At 68.4% G+C, this 25310-nt stretch carries 28 protein-coding genes; 10 read left to right on the forward strand and 18 right to left on the reverse strand.

Translation table 11 applies throughout. The annotated features are described in order from the left end of the window. The coding region (locus WD271_12495; GenBank protein MEX1008646.1) for an HAD-IC family P-type ATPase at positions 1–1120 on the forward strand (1120 nt) is incomplete at its 5' end. Between the two features lie 24 nt (positions 1121–1144). Here the strand turns inward: WD271_12495 and WD271_12500 are convergent. The 6 genes from WD271_12500 to acsA all read right to left on the reverse strand — a co-directional run bounded on the left by WD271_12500 (position 1145) and on the right by acsA (position 7001). Next, positions 1145–1351, reverse strand: a complete 207-nt coding sequence (locus tag WD271_12500; GenBank protein MEX1008647.1) for a DUF1918 domain-containing protein — start codon at positions 1349–1351, stop codon at positions 1145–1147. A 363-nt stretch (positions 1352–1714) separates the two neighbouring features. Further along, positions 1715–1966 carry an acyl carrier protein gene (locus WD271_12505; GenBank protein MEX1008648.1) on the reverse strand — a complete coding sequence of 84 codons (252 nt, stop codon included), beginning with the start codon at positions 1964–1966 and terminating at the stop codon, positions 1715–1717. Continuing rightward, complete coding sequence (locus WD271_12510; protein ID MEX1008649.1) at positions 1963–3156, reverse strand: dihydrolipoamide acetyltransferase family protein; 1194 nt, start codon at positions 3154–3156, stop codon at positions 1963–1965. Before WD271_12510 ends, WD271_12505 begins: the two co-directional genes overlap by 4 nt. After that, the gene (locus WD271_12515) at positions 3149–4150 is read right to left on the reverse strand and encodes an alpha-ketoacid dehydrogenase subunit beta (GenBank protein MEX1008650.1); all 1002 of its coding nucleotides are present in this window, start codon (positions 4148–4150) and stop codon (positions 3149–3151) included. Before WD271_12515 ends, WD271_12510 begins: the two co-directional genes overlap by 8 nt. Further along, positions 4147–5124: a pyruvate dehydrogenase (acetyl-transferring) E1 component subunit alpha gene (gene pdhA / locus WD271_12520; GenBank protein MEX1008651.1), complete on the reverse strand. Its 978-nt coding sequence runs from the start codon at positions 5122–5124 to the stop codon at positions 4147–4149. The genes WD271_12515 and pdhA overlap by 4 nt, the downstream gene beginning before the upstream one ends. Next, on the reverse strand, positions 5121–7001 hold the full coding sequence (gene acsA, locus WD271_12525) for an acetate--CoA ligase (protein ID MEX1008652.1): 1881 nt from the start codon (positions 6999–7001) through the stop codon (positions 5121–5123). Before acsA ends, pdhA begins: the two co-directional genes overlap by 4 nt. 100 nt (positions 7002–7101) lie before the next feature. Between acsA and WD271_12530 the strand changes: the two genes are divergently transcribed. Genes WD271_12530 through WD271_12545 form a run of 4 tightly spaced genes read left to right on the forward strand, consistent with a single transcriptional unit; the run spans position 7102 to position 10292 of the window. Further along, positions 7102–7911 carry an HPF/RaiA family ribosome-associated protein gene (locus tag WD271_12530; GenBank protein MEX1008653.1) on the forward strand — a complete coding sequence of 270 codons (810 nt, stop codon included), beginning with the start codon at positions 7102–7104 and terminating at the stop codon, positions 7909–7911. Beyond that, complete coding sequence (locus WD271_12535) at positions 7911–9002, forward strand: hypothetical protein (GenBank protein ID MEX1008654.1); 1092 nt, start codon at positions 7911–7913, stop codon at positions 9000–9002. The genes WD271_12530 and WD271_12535 overlap by 1 nt, the downstream gene beginning before the upstream one ends. Before the next feature lie 35 nt (positions 9003–9037). Beyond that, complete coding sequence (locus WD271_12540) at positions 9038–9811, forward strand: universal stress protein (protein ID MEX1008655.1); 774 nt, start codon at positions 9038–9040, stop codon at positions 9809–9811. Positions 9812–9839: 28 nt separating this feature from the next. Continuing rightward, on the forward strand, positions 9840–10292 hold the full coding sequence (locus tag WD271_12545) for a CBS domain-containing protein (GenBank protein MEX1008656.1): 453 nt from the start codon (positions 9840–9842) through the stop codon (positions 10290–10292). A 40-nt stretch (positions 10293–10332) separates the two neighbouring features. On the opposite strand, the gene WD271_12550 is transcribed toward WD271_12545, so the two are convergent. Then, entirely contained in the window at positions 10333–11184 is an 852-nt protein-coding gene (locus WD271_12550) for a DUF2267 domain-containing protein (protein ID MEX1008657.1), read from the reverse strand. Positions 11185–11327: 143 nt separating this feature from the next. Here WD271_12550 and WD271_12555 point away from each other — a divergent pair, with 143 nt between their 5' ends. The 3 genes from WD271_12555 to WD271_12565 all read left to right on the forward strand — a co-directional run bounded on the left by WD271_12555 (position 11328) and on the right by WD271_12565 (position 13915). After that, positions 11328–11765 (forward strand): universal stress protein, encoded by a 438-nt coding sequence (locus tag WD271_12555; GenBank protein ID MEX1008658.1) that lies wholly within the window; start codon positions 11328–11330, stop codon positions 11763–11765. A 26-nt stretch (positions 11766–11791) separates the two neighbouring features. Continuing rightward, complete coding sequence (locus WD271_12560) at positions 11792–12607, forward strand: universal stress protein (protein ID MEX1008659.1); 816 nt, start codon at positions 11792–11794, stop codon at positions 12605–12607. A 117-nt stretch (positions 12608–12724) separates the two neighbouring features. Next, entirely contained in the window at positions 12725–13915 is a 1191-nt protein-coding gene (locus WD271_12565) for an amidohydrolase family protein (protein MEX1008660.1), read from the forward strand. A 3-nt stretch (positions 13916–13918) separates the two neighbouring features. Here WD271_12565 and WD271_12570 read toward each other — a convergent pair whose 3' ends face one another. The 10 genes from WD271_12570 to WD271_12615 form a co-directional block, all read right to left on the reverse strand. Further along, positions 13919–14320: a type II toxin-antitoxin system VapC family toxin gene (locus WD271_12570; protein MEX1008661.1), complete on the reverse strand. Its 402-nt coding sequence runs from the start codon at positions 14318–14320 to the stop codon at positions 13919–13921. Beyond that, positions 14307–14552 carry a hypothetical protein gene (locus tag WD271_12575; protein ID MEX1008662.1) on the reverse strand — a complete coding sequence of 82 codons (246 nt, stop codon included), beginning with the start codon at positions 14550–14552 and terminating at the stop codon, positions 14307–14309. Before WD271_12575 ends, WD271_12570 begins: the two co-directional genes overlap by 14 nt. Before the next feature lie 67 nt (positions 14553–14619). Then, positions 14620–15810, reverse strand: coding sequence for an amidohydrolase family protein (locus WD271_12580; protein MEX1008663.1), 1191 nt, complete (start codon positions 15808–15810; stop codon positions 14620–14622). Positions 15811–16005: 195 nt separating this feature from the next. Further along, a complete protein-coding gene (locus tag WD271_12585; protein ID MEX1008664.1) occupies positions 16006–17142 on the reverse strand; it encodes a hypothetical protein in 1137 nt (378 codons plus the stop codon). 221 nt (positions 17143–17363) lie between these two features. Next, positions 17364–17729, reverse strand: coding sequence for a nuclear transport factor 2 family protein (locus WD271_12590; GenBank protein MEX1008665.1), 366 nt, complete (start codon positions 17727–17729; stop codon positions 17364–17366). Positions 17730–18213: 484 nt separating this feature from the next. Then, a complete protein-coding gene (locus WD271_12595; protein MEX1008666.1) occupies positions 18214–19620 on the reverse strand; it encodes a DEAD/DEAH box helicase in 1407 nt (468 codons plus the stop codon). Positions 19621–19811: 191 nt separating this feature from the next. Further along, positions 19812–20696: an alpha/beta hydrolase gene (locus tag WD271_12600; GenBank protein ID MEX1008667.1), complete on the reverse strand. Its 885-nt coding sequence runs from the start codon at positions 20694–20696 to the stop codon at positions 19812–19814. Next, on the reverse strand, positions 20696–21718 hold the full coding sequence (locus WD271_12605; GenBank protein ID MEX1008668.1) for a glutathione S-transferase C-terminal domain-containing protein: 1023 nt from the start codon (positions 21716–21718) through the stop codon (positions 20696–20698). Before WD271_12605 ends, WD271_12600 begins: the two co-directional genes overlap by 1 nt. A gap of 43 nt (positions 21719–21761) precedes the next feature. Next, the gene (locus WD271_12610; protein ID MEX1008669.1) at positions 21762–22775 is read right to left on the reverse strand and encodes a phosphotransferase; all 1014 of its coding nucleotides are present in this window, start codon (positions 22773–22775) and stop codon (positions 21762–21764) included. Between the two features lie 12 nt (positions 22776–22787). Further along, a complete protein-coding gene (locus WD271_12615) occupies positions 22788–23201 on the reverse strand; it encodes an HAD family hydrolase (GenBank protein MEX1008670.1) in 414 nt (137 codons plus the stop codon). Positions 23202–23385: 184 nt separating this feature from the next. Here WD271_12615 and WD271_12620 point away from each other — a divergent pair, with 184 nt between their 5' ends. Next, the gene (locus WD271_12620) at positions 23386–24147 is read left to right on the forward strand and encodes an SDR family NAD(P)-dependent oxidoreductase (protein ID MEX1008671.1); all 762 of its coding nucleotides are present in this window, start codon (positions 23386–23388) and stop codon (positions 24145–24147) included. A 105-nt stretch (positions 24148–24252) separates the two neighbouring features. Here WD271_12620 and WD271_12625 read toward each other — a convergent pair whose 3' ends face one another. Next, positions 24253–24408 (reverse strand): hypothetical protein, encoded by a 156-nt coding sequence (locus WD271_12625; GenBank protein ID MEX1008672.1) that lies wholly within the window; start codon positions 24406–24408, stop codon positions 24253–24255. A 72-nt stretch (positions 24409–24480) separates the two neighbouring features. On the opposite strand from WD271_12625, the gene WD271_12630 reads away from it, so the two are divergent. Continuing rightward, complete coding sequence (locus tag WD271_12630; GenBank protein ID MEX1008673.1) at positions 24481–25299, forward strand: SDR family oxidoreductase; 819 nt, start codon at positions 24481–24483, stop codon at positions 25297–25299. Positions 25300–25310: the final 11 nt, after the last annotated feature.

The raw sequence follows: 25310 nt of genomic DNA on the forward strand, positions 1-25310 counted from the left end.
CCCCACGTGCATACCGAGGATGGACGCCGAACGACGCTCCTGGGCGATCTCGGTGCCTCGCACTGACGAGGCGATCATGGACGCGATCGCGCGCGAGGTCGGACTACTCGGGGCCGACGAACTCGTCGTCGTCGGACCCGACTTACCGCCGGACGAAGCCTCGCTCGGTGAGCTCGTGGACCGCGACGGTGTGGTGATCGCGCGCGTGTCACCAGAGGACAAGCTGCGAATTGCACAAGCACTCAGCCACCGCGGTCACGTTGTCGCGATGACCGGTGACGGAGTGAACGACGCGCCCGCGCTCCGCGACGCAGCGATCGGCATTGCCATGGGGCAATCAGGGACCGATGTCGCGCGCGAAGCCGCCGACCTCGTCCTTCTCGATGACGATTTCGCGACCATCGTCGCCGCGGTCGAGCAGGGACGCGCCACGTTCTCCAACATCCGGCGCTTCCTCACGTACCACCTCACCGACAACGTCGCGGAGCTCGCGCCCTTCGTTGTATGGGCGCTGTCGGGTGGCCGCATCCCGCTCGCGATCGGCGTGCTGCAGATCCTTGCCCTCGATATCGGTACCGACATCCTCCCCGCGCTCGCGTTGGGGGCCGAGCCTCCGGGCGCCCATGTCCTCGACGAGCCCCCGATCCGTCGTCATCTCCTCGACCGGTCGCTCTTCCTGCGGGCGTTCGGGGTGCTCGGCCCCGTCGAAGCATTCGTCGAGCTTTCGGCCTTTCTCGTCGTGTTCCTCGCATCCGGCTGGCGCCCGGGCGAGACCTTTCCGCACGGAGCGACCCTGCTGGCGGCATCGGGAGCTGCGTTCACCGCCGTGGTGCTCGGCCAGGTTGCGAACGCGTTCGCCTGCCGGAGCACCGTGCGACCCGCATGGAGAATCGGGTGGACCACCAACCGGCTCCTGCTCGGAGCGATCGTCGCAGAGCTCGGAATGCTCGCCGCGTTCCTGTACGTGCCGGCGCTGGCCGACCTGCTCGACCAAGCAACGCCCTCCACGGCCGGATTCGCGGTGGCACTGCTCGCCATCCCCGCAGTCCTCACCGCCGACACGATCTACAAGGCGGTCGTCCGGCGCCGGCGCGGCTGGACCGATACGACTTCGACGTGAGCGCGGACGCGTCGTGCCGGCGCGTCAGGGTCGGTGGGGGTGAGCGGGGAAGTGCTCGATCGTGGCGTCGGAGCCGGGGAACAGCAAACCCTCGTGTCCGTCGTCGCTCCACCGTACGAGGTAGGGAGGACCGCCGTCTTCGCCGCGGACTTCCAGGATCTCGGCGTCGCGGTCGTGCTCGCCGACCTTGTGTCCCTTGATGATCAGTCGGTCACCAGCAGTTGCACGCATCATCTCGCTCCCGTGGCCGTGTGAGTGATTCCGCCCGAGTCTGCAGGTCTCGCGGGGCTCGCGACAGGGCCGAACGTCCTTCCCGAGTGCCTGGCATCGCGGGACCTCTGGCTCTGTTGCGTGCGGCCCGGCTGCGCGAAGGATGAAGCGTCGAGCGGGCCGCGACGTCGTGGCTCGACGAGGAGGCGTGATGAGGAAATGGCCGACGCGGTGGCGGTCAGGACGAAGTCGGGAACGGGGAGCTCAAAGAGGCGCCGAGGTGGTTCCGCCCGAGCCGGAGATCGAACCGTTGCATGACCGGCCCTGGGTTGCTCGCAGCGCGTTCACCCGTCGGATCCGGCGATCGCCACGATCGTGAGCTTCTCAACGGGGTGCGGCGTGAACTCGGAGGTATTCGACGCACCCGGCGAGCGTCGCGAGCTGGGCATAGTCGCGCTCGGGGATGTCGACGCCGGTCGCTTCCTCGAGGCCGATCACGAAGTTGAGGAAGTCCATGGAATCGATATCGATTTGCTCGGCGAGGTCGACGTCGGCGTCGAGCGTTTCGAGGTTGGCTTCGGGCGCGACCTGCGAGAGCACGGCACGCACGATGCGGTGCAGCTCTTCGTCGTTCACAGCGTCTCCGGGTCTTGGAGCAGGCGATCGATCAGCGCGAGGAATCGGGCACCCGTGTGCCCGTCGCTGGCCCGATGGTCGGCTGCCAACGTCATCGCGATGACCGGCCGGATCCCGATCATCCCGTTCTCGGCCCACGGACGATCCGTGATCTTGCCGAAGCCAACGAGTGCCACCTGCGGCGGGTAGATCACGCCGTACACGGTCTGGACGCCTTGCTCACCGAGGTTGGTGACCGTGATCGTGGGCCCTGACATCTCGGAGCTCCGAAGGCGGCCCGCCCGCGTGCGCGTGACGAGGTCGCGCAGATTGCGCATCAGCTCGTCGCAGCTCAACCGGTCGGTGTCGTGGATCGCTGGTGCGATGAGGCCTCCGCCGCGGAGTGATATGGCGACGCCGACATTGACGGTGTCGGACGCCTGATATCGGTCGTCGAGAAAGAAGCCGTTCATCTCCGGGAGCTCGCGGGTGGCGAGCGCGACTGCCTTGACCAACAGCACCGCGGGGAGCAGCCGTTCCGTCACCGGCCGTTCCGCATTTGCGTGATCGAGCCACGCACGGGCCCGCGAGAAGTCGACCTCACTTCCGAGGTAGTAGTGCGGGATCTCGCGCTTCGAACGCGCCATCAAGCGCGCGATGGCGTCGCGCATCGCGAGCCCCCGGTCCCTCTCGTCCTTCTCGCCGCCGCTGCTCGTGGCCGCGGCGGCCTCGATGTCGGCGCGCGTGACTGCGCCATCCGGCCCACTGCCGTGGAGAGCTTCGAGATCGACGGACAAGTGACGGGCGAGGCGGCGCAGTATCGGAGAGACGTCCCGCTCCGTTTCGCCGGCCGCTCGCGGAGGCTCGGCGATCGGCGGGGGAAGGAGTACGGGCTCGGTTGGCGGGACCGGCTCGGGTGGCGGGACCGGCTCGGACGGAGGTACTGGCCTCGGCGCCCGCGCGGCGAGGGCGTCGAGCGCCTCGTCCAGCGTTGCGAGCGGCGTCCCCACGGGAACCTTCTCGCCCTCGGGTACCAGGATGCGGTCGATCACGCCGTCCTCGAAGATCTCCACGTCGACGTCGGCCTTGTCGGTGTCGACGACGGCGACGATGTCGCCGCGGCGCACACGGTCGCCGGGCTTCACCAACCACTCGACGATCGTGCCGGCGTCCATGTCGGCGCCGAGTGACGGCATCAGGAACTCACCCACTGGCGTGGATCACCTCCCGGGCCGCGGCGACGATCCCGTCGATCTGGGGGAGAACCGCGTCCTCGAGATGCTTGGCATAGGGCATGGGCACCTCGGCGCCGCAGACACGCGCAACCGGGGCGTCGAGATCGAAGAACGCTCGTTCGGTGATCCTCGCGCTCACCTCGGCGGAGATGCTGCCGCTGCGCCACCCTTCGTCGACGATGACGACGCGCCGGGTGTGGAGCACGCTCGCGAGGATCGCGTCGGTATCGAGCGGCCGCAGCACGCGCAGGTCGAGCACTTCGGCGTCGACGCCGCCGGCGGCGAGCTCGTCGGCCGCTGCCATCGCGTGAGGCAAGGTGCCGCCGTAGGTGATGATCGAGATGTCATGGCCCGGTCGGCGCACCGCGGCGTGCTCGATGTCGACCTGGCCCGCGTCGGGAAGGAGTTCGCCCTCGGTGTTGTACAGACCGCCGTGCTCGAAGATCAGCACCGGGTCGGGATCGTCGAGCGCCGGCTGGAGCATCCCGTACGCGTCGTCGAGCGTCGCGGGTGTGAGGATCTTGATCCCCGGGATGTGCGCGTACCACCCCTCGAGTGAGTGTGAATGCTGAGCCGCGAGTTGGCGGCCCGCACCGGTCGTCATGCGGATCACCAGTGGTACGTGGAACTGACCGCCTGACATGTACTGCAGCGTCGCCGCGTTGTTGAGGATCTGATCCAGGGCCAGCAGGCTGAAGTTCACGGTCATGATCTCGACGATCGGGCGCATCCCGCCGAGCGCGGCGCCGATGCCTGCACCGACGAACGCGGACTCCGACAATGGAGTGTCGCGGATGCGCTCGGGGCCGAACTCGTCCAGCAAGCCCTTGGTGACCGCGAAGCAGCCGCCGTATCGGCCGATGTCCTCGCCCATGACGAACACTCGCGGGTCGCGCGCGAGCGCGTTGCGGATCGCAGATCGCATCGCCTCGCGGTAGGTCGTGTTCCCGGAGGAAGCGGAAGCGTTCATGGCGTGCTCTCGTGGTACACGAAGCGCGTGAGGTCCTCGATCGGCTCGAGCGTGCCCGCCTCCGCGAACTCGACAGCGGCGTCGATCTCGTCGGCCACTTCTGCCTCTACGGCGGCGACCGCGGCATCGTCGATGAACGCGAATTCACGTAGCTGGCGTTCGAAGAGCACGAGGGGATCGCGCTGCTTCCAGGCTGCAACCTCGGACTTGTCGCGGTAGAGCTCGGGGTCGTACATCGAATGGGCGCGGAACCGGTACGTCCGCATCTCGAGAAAATACGGACCCCCACCGGCTCGTATCGCCTCGACCGCGCGGTGCGCCGCGGCCTCGACGGCGAGCACATCCATGCCGTCGACCGACCATGCCGGCATCTCGTAGCTCGCGGCCTTGAGCGTGAGCTCGATCTCGGACTCGGACCGCTCGAGGGCCGTGCCCATCGCATACAGGTTGTTCTCGCAACAGAACAGCACCGGGAGGTCCCAGAGCGCCGCGAGGTTCAGCGATTCGTGGAACTCGCCCTCGGCGACCGCACCCTCGCCGAAAAAGCACACGGTCGCGTGTTCCCTCTCCTGCAACTTGTCGGCGAGCGCGAGCCCCACCGCGATCGGCAGACCGCCGCCGACGATCGCGTTGCCGCCGTAGAAGCGCGTGCGCGCGTCGAACAGGTGCATCGAGCCGCCCCGGCCGCGGCTGCAGCCCTCGAGCTTGCCGAACATCTCCGCCATGATCGAGTCGGCCGTCACTCCCCGCGCGAGAGCGTGGCCGTGTTCCCGATAGGTCGCGACGACGGCGTCTTCGAGACCGAGGGTTTGCATGACCCCGACGGCTACCGCCTCTTCGCCGATATAGAGGTGCAAGAAGCCTCGGATCTTCTCAACGCTGTAGAGCTCGACGCATCGCTCCTCGAAGCGCCGGATGCGAAGCATCTCCCGGTAGAGGTGGCGGCCATGGTCCTGGTCGAGTTGCGGTTTCATGCTCCAGACTCCACCATCGAAAGATCCCCTTCGGGAAGGCCGAGCTCGCGTGCCCGCAACAGCCGGCGCATGATCTTCCCACTGCGGGTCTTCGGGAGGTCGGCCCGGAACTCGAGCTCCTTCGGGGCCATGGCCGCTCCGAGACGCGAACGCCCGAACCCGATCAGCTCCAGGCGAAGTTCGTCGGTCGGCTCGTGACCAGCGCGCAGCACCACGAACGCTTTGACCAGCTCGCCCGCAACCGCATCGGGCTTGCCGATCACGCCTGCCTCGGCAACTGCTGCGTGCTCCATGAGCGCGCTCTCCACCTCGAAGGGGCCGATCAAGTGACCGGCCGACTTGATGACGTCGTCGCCCCGACCGACGAACCAGAAGTAGCCGTCGGCGTCGCGCATGGCCAGGTCACCGCTCAAGTACCAGTCGCCGGCGAAGCACTGCGCATAGCGATCGGGCTCGCCGAGGTAGCCACGGAACATCGACGGCCATCCCTTACGCAGCGCGAGCTCACCCTCGACCATCGGTTCGTCGACGGCTTCAGGCATGCCGTCCCGTACGACCACGTGCCCGTGCTCGTCGCGACGGAGGATCGCTGCGTCGATCCCGGGTAGTGGGCGACCCATCGACCCGGGACGGATGTCCATCGCGGCGAAGTTGGCGATCATGATGCCGCCCGTCTCGGTCTGCCACCAGTTGTCGTGGATCGGGAGGCCGAACGCCTCCTCGCCCCAGCGGACCGCGTCCGGGTTGAGGGGCTCACCCACGCTGGCGATGAACCGTAGACACGGAAGGTGATGCTCTCGGGCAACGTCGGCTCCGACCTTCATCATCATCCGGACCGCCGTGGGCGCGGTATACCAGACGCTCACTTGCTGATCCTCGAGGATGCGGTACCAACGTTCGGCATCGAACTCGCCCTCGTCGACGATGCTGCGCACGCCATTGGCGAGCGGGGAGACAAGTCCGTACGACGTACCGGTTACCCAACCGGGATCCGCCGTGCACCAGAACACGTCGTCGGCGTGCAGATCGAGCGCGATCTTCCCGGTGACCAGATGTGCCAGTACCGCTTCGTGGGCGTGCAGCGCTCCCTTCGGCGTGCCGGTCGTCCCGCTCGTGAAATGCAACAGCGCAATGTCGTCCGGTTTCGTGGCCGCGACCTCGAAGTCGGCGCCCGCCTCGTCGATCAGCGACGAGTAATCGACAGTGCCGGGAACGTCGGTCGGCTCTCCCTTGTCGCCGATGAGCACGACGTGCTCGAGGTCGGGCAGCTCGTCGCGGATCGGAGCGACCTTTCGCCGGTAGAGACGCTCGGTCGTGACCAGCACCCGGCCGGCACCGATCGTCATTCGTTGGCGAATCGGTTCGGGACCGAACGCCGAGAACAGCGTGCACGCCACACCGCCGTGCTTGAGCGTGCCGAGCACCGAGATGTAGAGCTCGGGGATCCGATCGGCAAGCACGAACACACGGTCGCCGCGACCGACCCCGAGGCGATCCAGCACGTTCGCGAACCGATTCGTCAGCACGCACAGGTCCGCGAACGTGAAGTCCCGAGTCTCTCCGTGGCGGCCGAGCCATCTGATCGCGAGCTGATCGCCACGGCCGCTCCCCACATTCCGGTCGACGCATTGGTACGCGATGTTCAGGGCACCTGCCGGGAGCCCATCGAGCTCGCGACGCGCGACCGACCACGAGAACCTCTCGCATTCGGTCTCGTAGTCGACCAGATTGGGTGGAACCCGCCAACCACCACGCTGCTTCACGATCGGCTCGTACCGCACGCCCGCGAGCGTGCCGGGCTCGGGCCCGAGCGGCAAGGGCCGAAGGTCACCCACGAAGCCGGCGAGGTCATCGAGCTGCTCGGGTGAGTGGCGCATCGCGGGAAGCACAGGCCCGATTTCCGTGACCTTCGGCCCTAGGTGGTCGCGCTCGGAGCGTTCACGATGAGAGCCGGTTGAGTCGATCGGGACGGAGCACATGCACAACGTGACGGGCGACGCCGGCGAAGTGGAAGTGATGGTGCAGGCACGCGGCGCGGTGAGCGCGACGGAGCGCGCCTATGCCCAGGACAAGGTCGGCACTCTCCGGAACTTGGCGCCGGGGCCGGTGCTGTTCGCCCGCGTCGATCTCACCGCGCACGCCGACTCGGCCCGGGAGCGCCCGTGCTTTGCCAAGGCGGAGCTCGACGTGAACGGGCAGCTGGTGCGCGCGCACGCCGCCGCCGCGACGATGTTCGAAGCCATCGACCTGCTCGAGCGCCGTTTGCGCGAGCGCCTCGAGCGCTTCGCGCACCATGCAGAAGCGACGCACCTCCGGTTGCGCGGCGCCGGAGAGCACGAGTGGAGGCATGGAGACGAGCCGGTCCCGCGTCCCTCGTACTTCCCACGCCCGCCCGAGGAGCGCGAGCTCGTACGGCACAAGACGTTCGCGGTGGGCGAGATGACCCCCGGAGAGGCGGTGCTCGATCTCGAGCTCCTCGACCACGACTTCTACCTCTTCAGGAACCGGGAGACGGGCGAGGACAACGTGATCGTTCGATCGGAGGGGCACGGATACGAGCTGCTCGAACCATCGGCAACGTGCTCACTCGCCCAGACCACAGCGCCGATCCGGCACAGCACGACGCGCCCGGCGACGATGGGTACTGAAGATGCGATCGAGCTGCTCGACCTCGGCGACCTTCCGCTGGTGTTCTTCGTCGACGCCGACAACCGGAGGGGCCAGGTGCTGTATCGCCGCTACGACGGCCATTACGGACTCATCGTCTCAGACTCAGGGGAGGCCTGATGACGGCCGTCGCGATGCAGCCTTCGGCCCTCGCGGAGCTCCGGGCGCCGCGCCCGTACCCGGCCGTGTCGATCCTCGCACCCATGCACCGGCGCGATCCCGGCAATCCGGAGGATCCCATCCTCCTTCGTGATCTCGCGAACGAGGCCGCCCGTCGTGTGCGCGGAGAGCTGGGGACACACGGCAGCGAGGAGATCGTGCGACGCCTCCATGAGGCGGTCGACTCGGTCGACTGGAGAAACCCGTCAGAAGGCCTGGCCGTGTTCATCGCGCCGGGGGAGTCCCGCGTGCTCGAGCTCCCGTTCACGGTGGCGCCGAAGGTCACGATCGATCACACGTTCGCGACCCGCGACCTGGTCCGGGGCGTGGCCCGGAGCCCGCGCTATCGGGTGCTGGCGCTCGGCGAGAAGCCGGCACGGCTCTTCGAAGGTCAAGGATCGACCCTCGTCGAGTGCAACACGGGAGGGTTTCCCTGCTTCGTGGAAGGAGCTCTCGGTGAACCGCTCGCGTCGGGCGGTTTCGCGGTGCACACCTCACGCGCCGAAGCGCAACACCGCGCCTTTTTCCGCCAGGTCGATCGGGCCCTCGGCCTCGCGACCGAACGGGAGCCGCTCCCCCTCGTGATCGCCGGTACCGAGCGCGACCTCGCCTACTTCGACGAAGTCACCACCCACGGTGCGCGGCTGATCGGGCGAATCGAAGGGAACTACGAGGACACGGCGCCGTCCGACCTGGCCCGTCGTGCGGAGCCGCTCCTCGACACCTACGCCGCGTCGCAGCGCGCGGCGACGATCGCCGGGCTCGGCGAAGCCGTCGGACGCAGCCGGGCGCTCGTCGGCATCAAGGCTGCCTGGAACGCGGCCCATGAGGGCCGGGCTCGGATCCTGTTGGTGGAAGACGACTTCGTGTACCCGGCGCGAGAGGTCGACGGCGCGCTCGAGCCGGCAGGCGACGCCGCTGCCCCCGGCGTGATCGATGACGCCGTCGACGAGCTCATCGAGATGGTGCTCGACCGAAGCGGCGACATCGTGATCGTCGAACCGGGAGAGCTGGGCACCCACGGACCCGTCGCGCTGCTCCTGCGGTACTGACGACAGGAGCGCGAGGACCCGAACAGGAGGAATAGGTGCCCGACACGATCATCGTGCCCCTCGATGGGTCCGACTCCGCCGAACGTGCGCTCGGCCTTGCCGCCGTGGTTGCCGACAGGACCGGAGCCGAGGTCGTCGTGCTCACCGCACGTCAAGGCGGCGTGGTCGTCGATCCCAAGGCGTACCTCACGGAAGTGGCCGAAGCCGCAGGGATCGCGAATCCCCGCCCGGTCGTGATCGACGACCGCCTCGCCGCGAGCGCGATCGTGCTCGTCGCGAGCGAGGCGCGCGATCCAGCGGTGTGCATGACGACCCACGCGCGCGGGGGCCCCGGCCATGCGCTGTTCGGCAGCGTCGCGGAGGAGACGTTAGGGCGAGCAGCCGCACCGATCCTGCTCGTGGGTCCTCGGATGCCGGTCGGTGTTCCCGAGCTTCGACATCTCGTCGTGTGCCTCGACGGCTCCGACGTTGCCTCCGCGATCATCCCTTCGGTGAGCGCCTGGGCGCGCGCGCTCGGCATCGACGTCACCCTCGTCAACGTTTTCGATCCCGAGCAGCCTGTGGACCTCGAGCAGGTTGCCAACGACCTCGAAGCCGACTGTGGACCTGTCGCCTGGAAGAGCCTCTCCGGACGCAACGCGGCGGACGCGATCGTCGACTTCGCCGCCGCGCGCCCTGGCACGCTGCTCGCGCTCACCAGCCACGGCCGCACCGGGTTGGCGCGGCTCGCCATCGGCAGCGTCACCATGGCCGTCGTCCGCAACGCAACGTGTCCCATCCTCACCGTCCGGCCCTCGGGCCTGGAATAGCGACAGACACAACATCGAAGGAGGCGTCGTGCGCGCGATCGAGGCAATACGGAAGCCAATGGTGAGCGTTCCCCCCGACGCAACGCTCATGCACGCGGCCGAGCTCATGGAGAGCGCGAACGTGGGCGCGTTGGTCGTGCTCGACGGGGAACGCCTCGCGGGCATCGTCACGGACCGCGACATCGTCGTTCGTGGTGTTGCCCACCAATTGCCCGCGGACGCACGGATCGACGCGGTCATGACCACCGAGGTCGTCACGCTGGACGCTGACGCCGATCTTCGGGCGGCGCTACCGATCCTTCGTACTCACGCGTGTCGTCGGCTGCCCCTGGTCTCGAACGACCGGGTCGTCGGCATGCTCACGGTCGACGACCTTCTCATCGACCTGATCGCCGATCTGGGTGATATCGCGCGCCCGATCACGGGAGAGGTCATCTTCGGTCACCACGAATCGCAGCTGCCCGCTCGGACGGCAAAGTAACGCGAGCAGCGTGGCGCGTCGGCCGCAGCGCGGCACGGGTTCATGCGGGGACGGCGCTGGTCCAGAGGACTCGGAGATCGTGGGGGAGCACGGCGGCAACGTCGCCGGCCTCGTCTGGCACGAGAGTCCGCAAGCGCCCGATCACGGCTTCCGTGATGGCGCCGGCTCGCTCGGGATCGATGCCTCCGTGCGCGGTCACGCGTGCAACCAGCTCGGGAACGGTGCGCAGACGTGGCGCCGCACCGCCACGTCGCGGCGGCCCGGCGAGGGCACGAGCATCGAGCGGCAGGTGCGACAGCACTTGCTGGCGCTCGTCCTCGGGGATGCGGTCGGTGAACGCACCCAAGACGGCGCGTACAGCGAGGACCGCGGTGTCCTCGGGGGCGCCCGCGTCCTGCGCGGCTCGGAGCAGCTCGCGCATCGCGTCGGAGGGTCGTGTGGCTTGCGCGGCGCGGCCTGCCGACGGGCGCGTCGTTCCGGGACCCAACCCGAGGTGGAGGAAGGACTCGATCGAGCGGACTCCGGAGACCTCGAGCACGCGACGCTCGATCTCGGAGATGTCGCGTTCGGACGGCAGCTCACCGTGGAGCAGCACGAACCCGTCCTCGCACATCACATGCACTCGCGGCAGGTCCCGCTGCTTCTCGAGCGGACCCAAGACCGACCGCACTCGTTGGGTGAGCACGTCGTCGGACACATCCGGGTCGGGTCGGCGGCCGGCGATGCGATACCCGGCACCCTCGGCGGCGCCGCGCAAGTACCGGACCCGCCGGCCGGCCTCCTTGGTCGCGCGCTTCAGCGTGCGCCGCATCGCGTTGTCCCTGGCGAGCAGCACGACGGCGCCGAACGCGGCGACACCGACGGCCAGCGTATGCATCACGCGCCTCCGCATGTCTGTCTCCTTCTCCAGCGATCCACCCAAGCCTCCGCGACGCGGCTCTGCAGGGCCAGGGTCGAAGGTCACTACCCGCGCAGTCGCAGATCCAGTGACACAAGACCCTGTCGCGAACCCGAGTGATCGCGCATGATGGATAGATGGTGACGCGACACATCGTGGTAGGGCTCGACGGGTCCACCGGCTCGGCGGAAGCGGCACGGTGGTGCGCGGAGACCGCGCCGCTCCTCGACGCCGATGTCATCGGGGTGTACGCGATCCCGGTGGTGTTCGGCCTCGTTCCCGCCACGGTGGCCCCGACAGTCCCCGTTCAGTACGCCGAGGAGACGCGCCGAGCACTCGAGGACGAACTCGCCGAGTGGTGTGAGCCGTTGCGGTCCGCGGGCGTCGAGTTCCGCACGATGCTCCTCGACGGCGAACCGGCGCAGACCCTCATGCGCGTCGCCGACGATGTCGACGCGGCCCTGATCGTGGTGGGTCGGCGAGGCCGGGGCGGGTTCGCCGAGCTCCTGCTCGGAAGCGTCCCCCACCGGCTCTCGCATCACGCCGGCCGGCCGGTGGTGGTGGTACCGGCGTGAATCGGCTCACGTGAAGGGAGGCCGCGGTGACGACGACAACGGTGTACGTGCCACTCGATGGATCTGAACGCGCCGAAGCGGCGCTCGGGCCCGCCATGGCCGTCGCCGCGCGCGCCGGTGCGGCACTCGTGCTGCTCTCTGCACGCTGGCCGAACGCGGGGCCCGACACTCCGGGCGACTATCTCGACGCGCGCGCGGCCTTCTTGGACCAGCCGGCACAGACCTGGTTCGTACCCGATCGTGAGCCGGCGGCTGCGATCCTGCTCGCGGCCCAAGCGCCCGATGCCCTCGTCTGCATGGCCACCCACGGACGGGGCGCCCTGCGAACGGCCGTTCTCGGCAGCGTGGCCGAGGAAGTTGTTCGCACAAGTCCCACCCCGGTCGTGCTCGTGGGCCCGAGCTTCGAACCCGAGTGGGAGCTCGGCGACGCGCCGGTCGTGCTCGCCGGCCTCGACGGCTCGACGACTTCGCGCGCGGCGGCACGGGCCACAGGACAGCTCGCGGCCTCGATCGGAGCCCGCGTGCGCGCGGTCGAGGTGCTGCAGCCGCGCGATGTCGTCGCCGTCGGCCAGTTCCCGGGCGGCGATGTCGACATGCTCGAGGACGTCGTCCGGGAACTCTCCACCCGTGGCATTCCTGCGGAGTACGAGGTGATCGACGGGTTCGATCCGGCGGACACGCTCGTACATGACGCCTCCGATCGGCACGCGGCGTTCATCGCGCTCGCGAGCCACGGGCGCTCGGGCCTCGCACGCACCGCGCTCGGGAGCGTGTCGATGCGCGTCGTCCGGCACGCTCGGTGCCCGGTGCTCGTCGCGGGCCCGGAGTGCGCTGCGGGTTGACCGCGAGGGACAATCGCGGCCCGGTTGCGAAGATTTCATTGCCCCGTGAGTTCTGCTCAGCGAAAGAATCGGGGCACTGAATCGCTTGGACGGCGCGGCGGGTCGTACGATCGCGTCATGACCCGACTCCTGGTGATCTCTGCGGACTGTCATGCCGGCCCGTTGCCCGAGCAGGCGCGCACCTACGTCGATCCCGAGTTCCGGGATGCGTTCGACGAGTGGCTCGCCGACGACGAAGCCCGCGCCCGCCGTCAGTCCGATCACACCGGCCAGGCCATCTACGGCGACGAGGCCCTCGACGACTTCACCGCGCTCGACGCCGTGAGCGAAGGCGGTCTCGACGGGGCATGGGATTCCGCGCGCCGACTCGCCGAGTTGGAGGCCGACGGCGTCGTCGCCGAGGTGATCTATCCGGGCGGTGGTGGTCTCACGATCTCGCCGTTCGATGTCGGTCTGATGACGTACCAGTACGAACAGGATCCGCAGATCTGGGCCGCCGGCTGTCGCGCCTACAACCGCTGGCTGGCCGACTTCTGTCACGAGGTGCCCGGCAGGCGCGCCGGGGTGGCGCTGGTCGCCGTCGACGATCTCGACGAGACCGTGCGCGAAGTCGACGCTCTTCGCGACCGCGGCCTCTTCGGCGGGGTCCTGCTCACGAGCGGCACCGGAACGAATCCGCTCTACAACCATCCCCGCTACGAGCCGTTGTGGGCGGCGTGCGCCGCCAACGATCTCCCCATCCACACCCACAGCGGGTGGACACCGAACTACGGAGACTTCCAGGGCTCACTCGGGATCTTCATCACCGAGATCGCGTGGTTCGCGCATCGCGCGTTCTGGCTCCTCGCATGGTCGGGTGCCTTCGAACGCCACGCGGGCTTGCGCCTCGTGATGACCGAACAGGGCGCGACTTGGATACCCGACACGCTGGCGCAGATGGATCACGCGTACGACATGCCGATGTTCCGCCACCTGCGCCGACAGCTGCCGTTGTCGCCGTCGCAGTACTTCGCGCGCCAGTGCTACGTCGGCGCGTCGTTCCTCGGCCCCGAGGAGTCCGCGAGCCGCTACGACATCGGGGTGGACAAGTTGATGTGGGGATCCGACTACCCGCACATCGAGGGCACTTGGCCGCACACCGAGACCAAGTTGAAGGAGGGCTTCGGCGACGTTCCCCGCGTCGAAGTGGAGAGCATGGTCGGTGCGAACGCGATCGAGGTGTACGGATTCGACCGCTCGGCCTTGACCGATGTCGCGAGCAGGATCGGGCCACCGGCCGACCTCCTCGGCACCGCCGAAACCGGTTGACACTCAGGTCGTGCGTTCGATCACGTCCATCGCGCACTGCGGTCCGGGCGCGGCGGCAAGGCGGGCGTCGGTGGTGACGAGTGTGGCGTTCAGTGCCTCGGCCAGGGCCACATAGAGCGCGTCCCAGGAGCGCACCGCAGCGCGCAGCTCCCACGCCCGGGCCAACAGCGCCCGGTGCCCGTAGCGTTCGCCGGGCCAGTCGGCGAGGTCGTCGACTGCCTGAGCTGCAGCGGTCGGGTCGAGAACGCCGCTCAGGTGGTGCCGGCGGATCACTCCGAGCACCTCAGCGTCGATCACGTGCGGGGCTGCGTGGTCGGGGTCGGCGACGAGCCGCAGGCGGACCGCCTCGGCGTGCGGCGTGTCGGCGACGACCTCGTAGAGGCACGACGCGTCAACGATCAGCATCGGGCCACGGGCCGCGTTGCTCGTCGAGCGCGGCGAGCACCTCGGCGCTGGTGACGGCGGACGGACGCCGCCGAGTGCGGTCCAGCCACTCTTCGACAGTCGGTCGCGCCGCCAGGCGGGTGGCCTCCCGGCGCAGGAGCTCCGGTACGGTCACCCCGCCTTCCGCCGCCCGGCGGGCCAACGCGGCGTACACGTCGTCGTCGAGGTCGCGTATCTGGATCGTCTTTGCCATCCCACCAGGGTACATGCATCTGCGCATGACTACATGCGCAGATGCATGTCGATCTCGATCGACGGCCTCAGGTGTGGGTGAGCGTGTCGGGCACGTAGTCGAGCTTGTAGAGCCGCCGGCAGTTGTCGTGCAGCATCTTCTTGACCTCGGTCTTCGGCACGCCTCGGAAGTTGCGCTCGATCGTGACGCGGCTGTTGGGCCAGTCGGACCCGGTGTGCGGGTAGTCGGTCGACCACATGAGCTGATCGACGTTGAGCCGGTGGCGGAGATCCATGCCCACCGTGTCGACCATGAACGAAGCCCAGAAGTTGCGGTGGAAGATCCGGCTCGGCGTTGCGCGCATGCCTTCACCGTTGGTGAAGAACCGGTACCGGTAGAACATGTCGTCGACCTGCTCGAGCAGCGTCGGGATCCATCCGATGTTCGACTCGACGAGCAGCAGCTTGACGTCGGTGAACCGCTCGAACACACCGGAGAAGAGGAGTTGGCACACCACCGGCAGCGTGTGCGAGCCCGACTTCGTCGCCCCGGCGGCACCCATGAACTGCGGAGTGTTCATCGTCGGGCCCGTCCGCGACGCGCCGGTCGTCGGTAAGAAGCTGCCGATGTGCACCGCGACGGGGGTGTCGGTCTCCTGGGCGAACGCCCAGAACGGCTCGTCTTCCGGCGCGGGGTCGAGCGAGCCGTTGGGGAACGCCGAGATCACCACGCCGCGATGCCCGAGGTCGAGGCAGCGCGTCATCTCGGCGACGGTGTCGTCGACGCCCGTGGTGGGCAGGATGCCCTGGCCCACGAGGCGACCGTCGGATCCCTCGCAGAACTCGGCGAGCCAGTCGTTGTACGCGCGCACGCACGCGACCTGCAGCTCCGGTTCGGAGCCGTAGACCTTCGCGCCGAGCAGGGTCACGCTCGGGTACAGCACCTGGAGGTACATCCCGTCGATGTCCATGTCGGCGAGGCGCGCCTTGGTGTCGAAGCTCCCGGGCCGCATGGTCTCGTAGCTGACCCCGACCGGCGCGAACTCGAGGTACGACAGCCCGGCGGTGGCGGTGAGGCCGACGGGCCGCACGCTCTCGCCGTCGTTGAACGACCAGAAGTCGCCCTCGTCGCGATGGATCAGCGTGGGAGCCCGCTCCTTGTACTTCGCAGGCACGCGTCCCACCCAGGTATCGGGCGGCTCGTTGACGTGCGCGTCGCAATCGAGGATCGGGTAGTCGATCGAGGCGTGGTCAGAGAAGAGATCGCTGGTGTGCTCCATATGCCCCTTGCCATGGGTCGCTCACTGCGAGCCGGGATACCCGACTCGCAGCCGTTCGCTCCTAACGGTGTCACTTCGGCGCGAGCTCTGCAACCGCGGCCGGTGGACGACGACGAGACAAGAACTTCGGGGCACTGAATCATCGGGGAGGCACCTCCACCAGTGGCCGACGACGTTCCCCGACGCTCGGGCGTATCAGCGGGCGTAATGGGAGGCGTTGGTCATGGCGGGATCGGCGCCGACGCCGGCGCAGTCGACGCCGGGGCGGAATTCGACATCCAAGTGGTCGGAGTCCGGCATGCGAACGAGGAGCGCACCGTTGTCGTTGCGCAGCGCGATGCCGCCGGTGGTACGGCCCGCGTGGAACTGGTCGTAGCAGTACGTGGTGGCGTCGGCGGTGACCGCACTGAAGTCACGGTTCACGGTGCCGGAGGGTTGGGGCGTGAACGAATAGACGCCCGATGCGAGTCCGCCGACGCCGGTGCCGACCGAGATCACCGGCTCGGTGGGCGCGACGTAGTCATGGACGAGCGCGAGCGCGCCGTCGCTGGAGTCGGTGGTAGCGGGGCTGCCGCCGGGGAGGAACCAGTTCCCCTGTGCTGTTCCCGGGAGGTCTTGCATGTAGGTCCCGATGATCGGGTCGGCGGTGCGCGGCACGGTGCCGTCGTACGAGCCCAGTCTGGATTCGAGTACGGCGCGCGTCGCGGGCGTGAAGTACGGGACCGGCGACACGTAGTAGAAGAAGTCGCCCTGATAGTCGGCGGGATTCGTGAACGCCGCCTTGGGGCCCCGGTAGTCGATCGCGACGAAGTCCACCCCGGCGAACTCGTCGGACATCCCGAGCAGGTCACCCGAGTGGACTTGCAGCGAGAGGTTTGCCTGGCAGGTGCGGGTGAGATTGTTCTCTCCGCCCGGGTTGAACTCCCGGCAGTTGACCTTGGGAGCCGCGTCGACGGCTGTCTGCAGGACCGGCGAGAGGGCACCGATGTGGTTGAACTGGAACCGCGTGTCACGACACGGGCTGAACTGCACTTGATATCCGTGGGCTCCGGTCGCGGGGAAGTCGGCGATCAGCACGCCGGTCACCGTCGCATCACCCGGGAACTCGACGGGGGTCGGCGGACGCGTCTCGCCGGGGAGAGAACGGCTGAACGACGAGAATCGAGCGGGGATCACGTGGATGGGCGGGCTGATCCAACCCAGGGGACGGAGTGCCCGGAACTCGTCGGGGGCGAGGGGGAGATGGTCGAACAACGCACCTGAGCGGCACTGCGCGAGACCGGCCTCTGCGTCTCGCCCGGGTGCCGATCCCGGTACCACGCCGGGAGTCACGCTGGAAGGAACGCTCGGGGCCGTACGCGGCCGCTGCGGTCGGCGATGCGCGGAGGGCAGCGCGCTCGAGCACCCCACCACCAGCACCACGAACGTCGTCAGGGAAGCCTTGAGGCAGGTGCACCTCAGGCCACCGCCCGTTCCCATGCGTTCGGTATCGGCACACTTCGGCGCGCCTGAAGCACCGCTGCGCCGCGCCCTGCGCCACCGCTGATCGCGCGTCAGCTCTTGAGGCTGATGCGACGCATGCGAAGGCGCCAACGGTCGGGGCAGCGCACCCATTCGTCGTCGACTCGTCCGACGCTCACGGCCCCACTGCTGTTCGTCACCAAGAGAAAGTCGGCGACCGCGCGCGCTTGGTCGCCCGTTACCCGGATGTCGGGAAGTGAGAAGATGTGGGTGCTCGAGCCTGCCGAATACCCCGTGCGGAGGTACTCGACAATGGCCGTGCGCCCGCCGAGCACTTGGCCGGCGATGTCGAGCTCACCGTCCTCGAGGTAGAGGTCGGCCCATTCGTCGAGGCGCCCGTCGTCGAGGAGGTGCGCGTACTCGGCCATCGTCGCAATGATCGCTTCGACGTCGCTCATTGATCGTTCCCTTCTCGAGTTGCGCGATGCGTCACGCTACGGGACCGTCGTCGACGGTGAAGGCGGCTCGGTCGTGGTGGTCGGGCTCGGTGCATGGTGTACCAGCTTCGGGAGCCCGGCCGGGTCTTGTAGCTGGTCGGCGACCGCGCCGAGCAGCTCCCGCGCTCGTCGCTCGCGCGCAGAATTCTCACCGCCTTGTTGATCGTCTGTTTCACGCCGGTGCGCCGGTGAGCCATCATCCCGTCGCGCCGAGCACCATGAGGAGCACGCCGAGCGACGCGAGCATCCGCACACCCCAGCAGCCGAGCCCCCTCCTCGACTGAACCATGGAGCCGCATTCTTGCCGCGTCGACGGCCTCGAGGACCGTCGGCCGCGAGCCGCGCCCAGCCCACGCGGCGGCGAGCGAGCGGAGCGAGTCGAGTCGCTCGCCAGGAGCGAGCGCCCGCGGCGCAGGTATCCTGCGCCGCAGCGAGCGACGAATAATCAGGTGAGGAGGCGCACCTTCCGTGCCTGCGGGCCCTTGCGGCCGGGCCCGGTCTCGTAGTCGACCAGTTGACCAACGTCGAGTCGCTGGTTGCCGCCGCCCTCGATCGCACTGCCGTGCACGAACAGGTCGTCGCCGTCGTGACGCTCGATGAAGCCGAAGCCCTTGCGGGGGTCGAACCACTTGATGGCGCCCCGCGCAGTGGTCGTGTCCGGCGTCGCCTCGACAACCGCAGCCGGGGCGGCCACCGGGGCGCGCCGGTTCACCGCGTCGGGAGTGATCGACGTGAGCGCATCGCGATCGGGCGTGCTGAGGCCGGGACGCATGCCGAGCGCGCGCTGCAACGGCGCGGCCTCGCGCGCCTGCTGACGGCCGACGAACGACACGACCGTGCCGGCTGCACCGGCGCGCGCCGTGCGGCCCGAGCGGTGCATGTAGTCCTTCGCGTCGTTGGGGAGATCGAAGTGCACGACGCACGCGACCGAATCGACATGGATGCCGCGTGCAGCGACGTCTGTCGCGACGAGTGCATCGACGGTTCCGTTCGCGAACGCGGCGAGCGCCCGCTCGCGCTGGCTCTGCGATCGGTTGCCGTGAATCGCCTCGGTGTGGACGCCGGCAGCTTCGAGCTGACGAGCGATCCGATCGGTGCTGCGCTTCGTCTTGCAGAAGACGATCGTCGGCCCCGCGAGCTTGACCACGTCGGCGCACAGCCGTATCCGCTTGTCGGGGTCGACGCTCCAGAACAAGTGTGTAGCGCGCGGTTGCTCGTCGGAAGTGTCGGAGAGCATGTGCCGCACCGGCTCACGCTGGTAGCGCCGGACGAGCGTGTCGACGACGCCGTCGAGCGTGGCAGAGAAGAGCAGCGTTTGGCGCGCCGGCGGAGTGAGATCGAGCAGGCGTTGGACAACCGGGAGGAAGCCCATGTCGGCCATGCGGTCGGCTTCGTCCACGACGACCATCTCGACCGCGTCGAGACGGACGTCGCCGCGCTCGAGGAGGTCGGTGAGCCGGCCGGGGCACGCGACGAGCACGTCGACGCCACGGCGCAGCGCTTTCAACTGCGCGCCGTAGCCTGCGCCGCCGTACACGGCGGCGACCCGTAGCTTGCGTTGCCGGCCGAGCCATTCGAGCTCCCCGCACACCTGCGCGGCGAGCTCACGGGTGGGAACGAGCACGAGCCCGGTCGGCTTCTTGGGCGCAGCGCGCCCGAGCCGCATCACGAGTGGGATCCCGAACGCAATGGTCTTGCCGGAGCCGGTCGGGGCGCGGCCACAGAGGTCGCGGCCGGCGCAGCCGTCGGCGAGGGCAAGGGTCTGGATGGCAAATGGTGTGTGGATCCCGCGTGCCGAGAGCGTGGAGACGAGCTCCGCGGGCACGCCGAGATCGGCGAAGGTTGTAGACATGGGATTGCAGACTCCGGTGTTCGATGGACAGGTCTCACGAGGGGTGTACGAAGACCCGAGACGCTGACCCGAACGTGGACGGCATGTGTGCGCCGATGGAGCCGGAGTCGCGGAGAAGAGCGTGTACCCGCTGCGAATCCACGCGCGAAAACAAGAACGTTGCGTGTGGAAGACGCCAGCATAGCACGCCGTTAGCTGTGCTCCGCGAGCAGAGCGCGGACGACGTCCGTCCGGTGCGAGATCGCGATCATGTGTCCCTCGCCGTCGAACGTCGTGAGCGTGGCGTTCGGAATCGCCTTCGTGATGTCGGACGCCCACGACGGTGGGACGAGCTCGTCGACCGTGCCCTGGTAGACGTGCACGGGGACCGTGATGTCCTCGAGCCGGAAGCCCCACGCGCCGACGAACGCGCGGTACTCGTCGACCATCCCTGCCGAGTCCTTTCCGGCTTCCCCGACCGCGCGGCCGAACCACTCGGCGTTGGCTCGGAGCACCGCGGCGTCGGGCGCTGGTGAACGCCTGGCCGAGAGGTTCGCGTAACGCTCCGGCGCTCTCCGCGCCAGCATCGCCGACGAGGCGAACGCGACGCGTGCAACCGGCGCCGCGCGCGTGGAGAGCCGAGCGAGGCGACGGTCGAGCGAGTTGAGCTGCGCGAACGTCGCGTCGTTGTCGAGCGGCGGGCAGCCGGCGATGATCGCGGCGCGCGTGACGCGGTCGCCGAGCCGCGCCGCGACCGCCGCGGCGTACTGACCGCCGAGCGACCAACCCATTACCGCGAATCGGTCGACCCCGACTGCGTCGAGCAGCTCGCGGGCGTCGTCCACCCAGTCGGCGGTGGAGTGACCGGGCCGCCGGTCGGACAGCCCGATACCGGGCCGGTCGGGAGACACCACCGACACGCCGAGCGTTCGGAAGTCGTCGGCGCAGGGCTCCACGTCGAAGCGGCACACGAGCCCGCCGTGGCAGTTCAGGATCGGGAAGCCGTCGGGATCGCCGTATACCGCGTATCCCAATCGCCGGCCGTCGCGCAGGTTCACGACATGATCGACTGCGGCATCGTGCGTGAACGCGCCCATCAGGCGAAGCGGTCGCGGTCGTGCGGCGCGTCCCAGTCGGCGATCGGGCCCGCAGGCACGATGCGTAGCGTCCTGATACCGGCTCCCGCGCGGAACGTGCCGGTCTTGATGTGCTCGATGTTCGTGGTGTCCCCGAACTCCGGGCGCTGGTACAGATCACGCGCGTACGCCCACAGGTTCGGGTAGTCGACCAAGCGCCGCAGGTTGAGCCGGCCGAGCGGGCCGGCGATCACGTCGAAGCGGACGAGGTTCACGTAGAGGAGCAGGTCGGCGTCGGTGATCTGGTCGCCGACGAGGAACCGGTTCGATGCCAACCGCTGTTCGAACCGATCGAGCGCGTCGAAGACGCGCGTGCTCACCGCGTCGTAGTCGGCCTGAGTGGTGGCGCCCATGGCCGCGTACGTACCGCCCGCGAGATCGCGCACGATCTCGTCGTTCACCGCGTCGATCGCAACGCGGTGCTGCGAGGTAAGAGAGCTGGTGGGATACAAGTTGACCGCGGGATCAGCCCACTCGGTGAAGCAGGTCTCGAGATCGATCGTCATCGTCGGGTAGTGGTTGCTCACCAATTTGCCCGTGACGCGGTCCCACAACGCGGGAACGGAGATGTGACCATCGAAGGTGGGGTCGGTCGCGAGGTAGGCGTCGCGCAGGAACGCGAATCCGTTGACGGGATCGGGCCCGTAGTCGGGCCCGTCGCGGAACGCCCACCCACGACCATCGCGCACCGGGTCGACGGCCGAACACGTCACCACGCCGTCGAGCCCGCGCAGCCTGAGCGCGATGAGCGGACGCTGTGCCCAGGGGCAGTACAGGGAGAAGTAGAGGTGGTACCGGCCTGGCTCGGCCCGAAACTCCGTGGACCCGTCGTCGGAGATCCGACCGCCGATCGGGTACACGAGCGTGGCGAGGTTGCCCTCGCGTCGGTACGCGCTGCGCGGTGGTGCGTAGTCGCCGTACGCCTCGAAGTCGACGGGGCTCGCGACCGTGCCAGTGGTGGTGGGGGTGGTCGTTGTGGCCATCGCAACGCTCCTCCGTCGAGGGGTGGGGTACGCGGTCACCAACCTAACTGAACGTCTCCCGCCAGCGTTCGAGGTCGTCCACGATCGCGCGCGCCCAGGCGACCGGGGCGTTCATGCCGGCGGCGTGGCGTCGCGCAGTGTCTTCGTCGTCCAACGTGGCGATCCATCCGCCGACGCTCCAGAGGGGTTGCCGCGCGAGCGCGAGCGGCAGGGCCTCGCGCTCCTCGCGCCCCAACGGTCGATCGAGCCCTTGCTCGTACGCGTCGACCAGGTCGGCGAGCCGGTCGGAGCCGTTTGCGAGGCTCGCGAAATAGAGGGTGAGCGCGAGGTCATCGATGCGGACGCGCTCGCCCATGAAGTCGAAGTCGGTGACCAGCACCACGCGCCCCTCGCGGAACAAGACGTTGTTGTCCCAGAAGTCGCCGTGTACGAGCTGACGTGGGAGCGCGGTGCCTCGGTCGCGCTCGGCCGATGCGAGCAGGTGAGCGAGCTCGTCGGCGCTCTCCGCGAGCTGCAGTTCTTCCGACGTGGGACCCCATGACCGGATCCGTCGTGTCCCGTCGAGGGTCCGATCGACGATGTCCTCTGCTTCGACGTGGTTCGCGAACCGTGGCGTCCGTCCCTCGGCACCCACGGTGACCCCACGCAGCACGGTGTGGATCTGCCCGAGGAGCGGGAGCCCGGCCGTGAGACGTTCCCGGGAGTCCATCTCCGCGTCGTGCTCCACGAAGTGCTCGACTTCGACGAGCAGGTCGTCGACGGTCGTCCACGGTTGGTCGTGTCGGGTCGTCACCAACTGCGAACACGGCACGCCACCTGTTACCAGCGCCCGGCGCACGACCTGGATGTCATCGAGCCTTCGTGCTGTGACGTGTTGCCGGTACACGCGCGCGACGAAACGCGCGTCTCCCGTGGTGATCAGCAGGTTGAGGTTCGACGAGCCCCCGAGATCGACATGGCCGGAGACATCGATTCCGTACTCGTCGTGCAGAGCATCGAAGAGTGACGGTGACAACTGCGGTCGTTGCCCGCGACGACCTCCCGCCGCATCGTCCACGATGCAGACGATTCAGGCCGGGCGCGTCCACCCGTCGTCGTGGATCGAATCGGCGACGACCGGTATGACGATGTCGGTGACGTGCAAGAACTCGAAGCCGGCAAGCAGCGCGTAGCGCTCGTCGATCTCCGTATCGCCCACGTGGATGTAGCGGTCGGCCTCGAATTGCTCGCGCACCACGTGGAGCTGGTGCTTGCCGCCCACGAAGTGCGGCTCGATCCCATGGCGCGCCCAAAGGGGTTGCTGGCTCGAACGGGGCCAGTCCGACGCAACGCCGATCACATAGCCGCGCCCGACGAGATCACGCACGACCGCTGCAGGTACGGGACCGGGCGGTTCGCCGAACTCCATCGTTCCGTCGATGTCGAAGCTCACCAGGATGCGTGAGGTCGCGGACGGAGAGGGCTGCAGATTGCTGGTTGCCACCGAGACGACGCTAGCGCGCCGGTACCAGTTGGAGGTCCGACCTGAGGGCTGTTGCGGCACGACGACGTGTGCTGATGGACTACCGGCATGGCGTCGATCAGCGGTCCCACTACACCGGGCGCACGGAAGCGTGCGTGGTGCGCAACGACGAGCGACCTCGGCTCGCGCCGCGCTCGATGAAGACATGAACGAGTTCGACGGTCGGATCGCGCTGGTCACGGGCGCGGCGGGCAAGGGGCTCGGCCAGGCCACCGCGCGCAGGCTCGCGAGTGGTGGGGCAACGGTCGTGGTCACCGACATCCACGAGCGGCGTACGGGTGAGGTCGCCGAAGCGATCGCGGCCGACTATCCCGACGTGCGGGTGGCCGGGTTCGCGATGGACGCGGGCGACCGCGAGCAGATCGACGCCGTCGTCGCCGAGGTGACGCGCACGCTCGGTCCGGTGCAGATCCTGGTGAACAACGCGGCGGTGAACGTCGTCGGCAGCATCTTCGACTACGACCCGGAGAACTGGGACTGGTGCCTCCGAGTGAACCTGTCGGGGCCGTGGTACCTGTGCCGGGCGGTCATGCCGTTGATGCGCGACGCAGGTGGCGGCGCGATCGTCAACGTCTCGAGCTTCGCCGCGGACGTGGGCGGAGGCGGTGTCGAAGCGCCCTACGCGGTCACCAAGGGCGGCCTCAACGTGCTGACGCGCTCGTGCGCGCACGAGGGGGGCCCGTTCGGGATTCGGGCGAACACCGTCTCCTGCGGTGTGATCCGTGGCACCAAGTTCGTCGACGATCACCCCGAGATCATCGCCAACGCCGAAATGCACACTCCACTGGGCAGCTACCCCGACGCGGACGAGATCGCGGAGGCGATCGCGTTCCTCGCGTCGGATCGCGCCCGCCACATCACCGGCGAGATCCTCGGCATCGCCGCCGGCGCGTACATGCGCACCTGACTACTCGCTCGTTCGCTGCTTGGCGGGATACCCGCCTCGCGGCCGCTCACTCGCTGGCGAGCATCTCCGCTCGCTCTGCTCGCTCCGTTGCCGCGTGTGCGGGAGTTACTGGTCGTCGTCCTCCGTCATCTCGAGGACGTCCTCGCGCTCGACCTCGGTCCAGTGGACTTGGATCACGTGTTCTTGCACCTCGGCCACGAGCGCGTCGACGTCGTCGTTGCGAATGGTGACCCCGCAGTCGCATTTGACGAACTTTGCCATCGTTCCTCCCGCTCGCCAGGCTGACCCGCGAGGTTAACGTGCCGCGATCGTCGTAACGAGGGGAGAGGAACCGTGACGACCACCCTGGCCGGGAAGGTCGCGGTGATCACCGGCGCGAGCCGCGGGATCGGCAAGCAGACGTGCCTGGCCATCGCGCAGCTCGGCGCCACCGTCGTGCTCGCGTCGCGCACCGAGGAACCACGGGATCGAACACCGGGCACACTGAACGAAACAGCCGACGCGATCCGGAACGCGGGCGGTGAGGCGCTCGTCGTCCGAACCGATCTCGCCCGGCAATCCGATCTGGAGCGCTTGATCTCCGTCACCCTCGAGCGACACGGCCATGTCGACATCCTCGTGAACAACGCCGCCTATACCGTCGGCAAGGCTCTCTGGGCACACGTGCCGGAGCTCACGCGCGAGCAGTGGGAGAAGGGCTTCGCCGTCAACGTCACCGCGCCGCTCGTGCTCATCGAGGGATTCTGGGACTCGATGAGAGCCCGCGGTGGCGGCGTGATCGTGAACGTCACGTCCGGTGCGGCGAACCTGCGACCGTTGGACTCGAGTGTTCGCCTCCCGGGCAGCGAGTTGCCCGACCAGGGCCCGCTGTACGGAGCGTCGAAAGCCGCGCTCAATCGAATGGCGAACGCGATCGCAGGTGAGGGCGCACCGCACAACATCGCGGTGATCAACCTCGAACCTGGCTTCGTCCTCACCGAGACGATGGAGCAGACGTTCAACGAGACGGGAGTTGACGGCGCCGAGGTGGGCGCGATTCCGGCGACGGTGCCGGCACGCGCCATCGCGTATCTCTGCACCTGTGACGACCCGATGCAGTACAGCGGTCAGATCGTGAGCGCACCCGCACTCATGGAAGCGCTCGGGAGCTAACGTCGTTTCCA

The organism is Acidimicrobiia bacterium, assembly GCA_040880805.1.
Classification (GTDB): Bacteria; Actinomycetota; Acidimicrobiia; order IMCC26256; family DASPTH01; genus DASPTH01.

Coding starts and splice junctions, on each gene's coding strand:
- WD271_12595 (MEX1008666.1), bottom strand. CDS start 19,620: ATGTCTACAACCTTCGCCGATCTCGGCGTGCCCGCGGAGCTCGTCTCC.
- WD271_12575 (MEX1008662.1), bottom strand. CDS start 14,552: ATGGCAAAGACGATCCAGATACGCGACCTCGACGACGACGTGTACGCC.
- WD271_12500 (MEX1008647.1), bottom strand. CDS start 1,351: ATGCGTGCAACTGCTGGTGACCGACTGATCATCAAGGGACACAAGGTC.
- WD271_12590 (MEX1008665.1), bottom strand. CDS start 17,729: ATGAGCGACGTCGAAGCGATCATTGCGACGATGGCCGAGTACGCGCAC.
- WD271_12565 (MEX1008660.1), top strand. CDS start 12,725: ATGACCCGACTCCTGGTGATCTCTGCGGACTGTCATGCCGGCCCGTTG.
- WD271_12625 (MEX1008672.1), bottom strand. CDS start 24,408: ATGGCAAAGTTCGTCAAATGCGACTGCGGGGTCACCATTCGCAACGAC.
- WD271_12530 (MEX1008653.1), top strand. CDS start 7,102: ATGCACAACGTGACGGGCGACGCCGGCGAAGTGGAAGTGATGGTGCAG.
- pdhA (MEX1008651.1), bottom strand. CDS start 5,124: ATGAAACCGCAACTCGACCAGGACCATGGCCGCCACCTCTACCGGGAG.
- WD271_12555 (MEX1008658.1), top strand. CDS start 11,328: ATGGTGACGCGACACATCGTGGTAGGGCTCGACGGGTCCACCGGCTCG.
- WD271_12535 (MEX1008654.1), top strand. CDS start 7,911: ATGACGGCCGTCGCGATGCAGCCTTCGGCCCTCGCGGAGCTCCGGGCG.
- WD271_12620 (MEX1008671.1), top strand. CDS start 23,386: ATGAACGAGTTCGACGGTCGGATCGCGCTGGTCACGGGCGCGGCGGGC.
- WD271_12600 (MEX1008667.1), bottom strand. CDS start 20,696: ATGGGCGCGTTCACGCACGATGCCGCAGTCGATCATGTCGTGAACCTG.
- WD271_12580 (MEX1008663.1), bottom strand. CDS start 15,810: ATGGAGCACACCAGCGATCTCTTCTCTGACCACGCCTCGATCGACTAC.
- acsA (MEX1008652.1), bottom strand. CDS start 7,001: ATGCGCCACTCACCCGAGCAGCTCGATGACCTCGCCGGCTTCGTGGGT.
- WD271_12515 (MEX1008650.1), bottom strand. CDS start 4,150: ATGAACGCTTCCGCTTCCTCCGGGAACACGACCTACCGCGAGGCGATG.
- WD271_12570 (MEX1008661.1), bottom strand. CDS start 14,320: ATGCTGATCGTTGACGCGTCGTGCCTCTACGAGGTCGTCGCCGACACG.
- WD271_12550 (MEX1008657.1), bottom strand. CDS start 11,184: ATGCGGAGGCGCGTGATGCATACGCTGGCCGTCGGTGTCGCCGCGTTC.
- WD271_12605 (MEX1008668.1), bottom strand. CDS start 21,718: ATGGCCACAACGACCACCCCCACCACCACTGGCACGGTCGCGAGCCCC.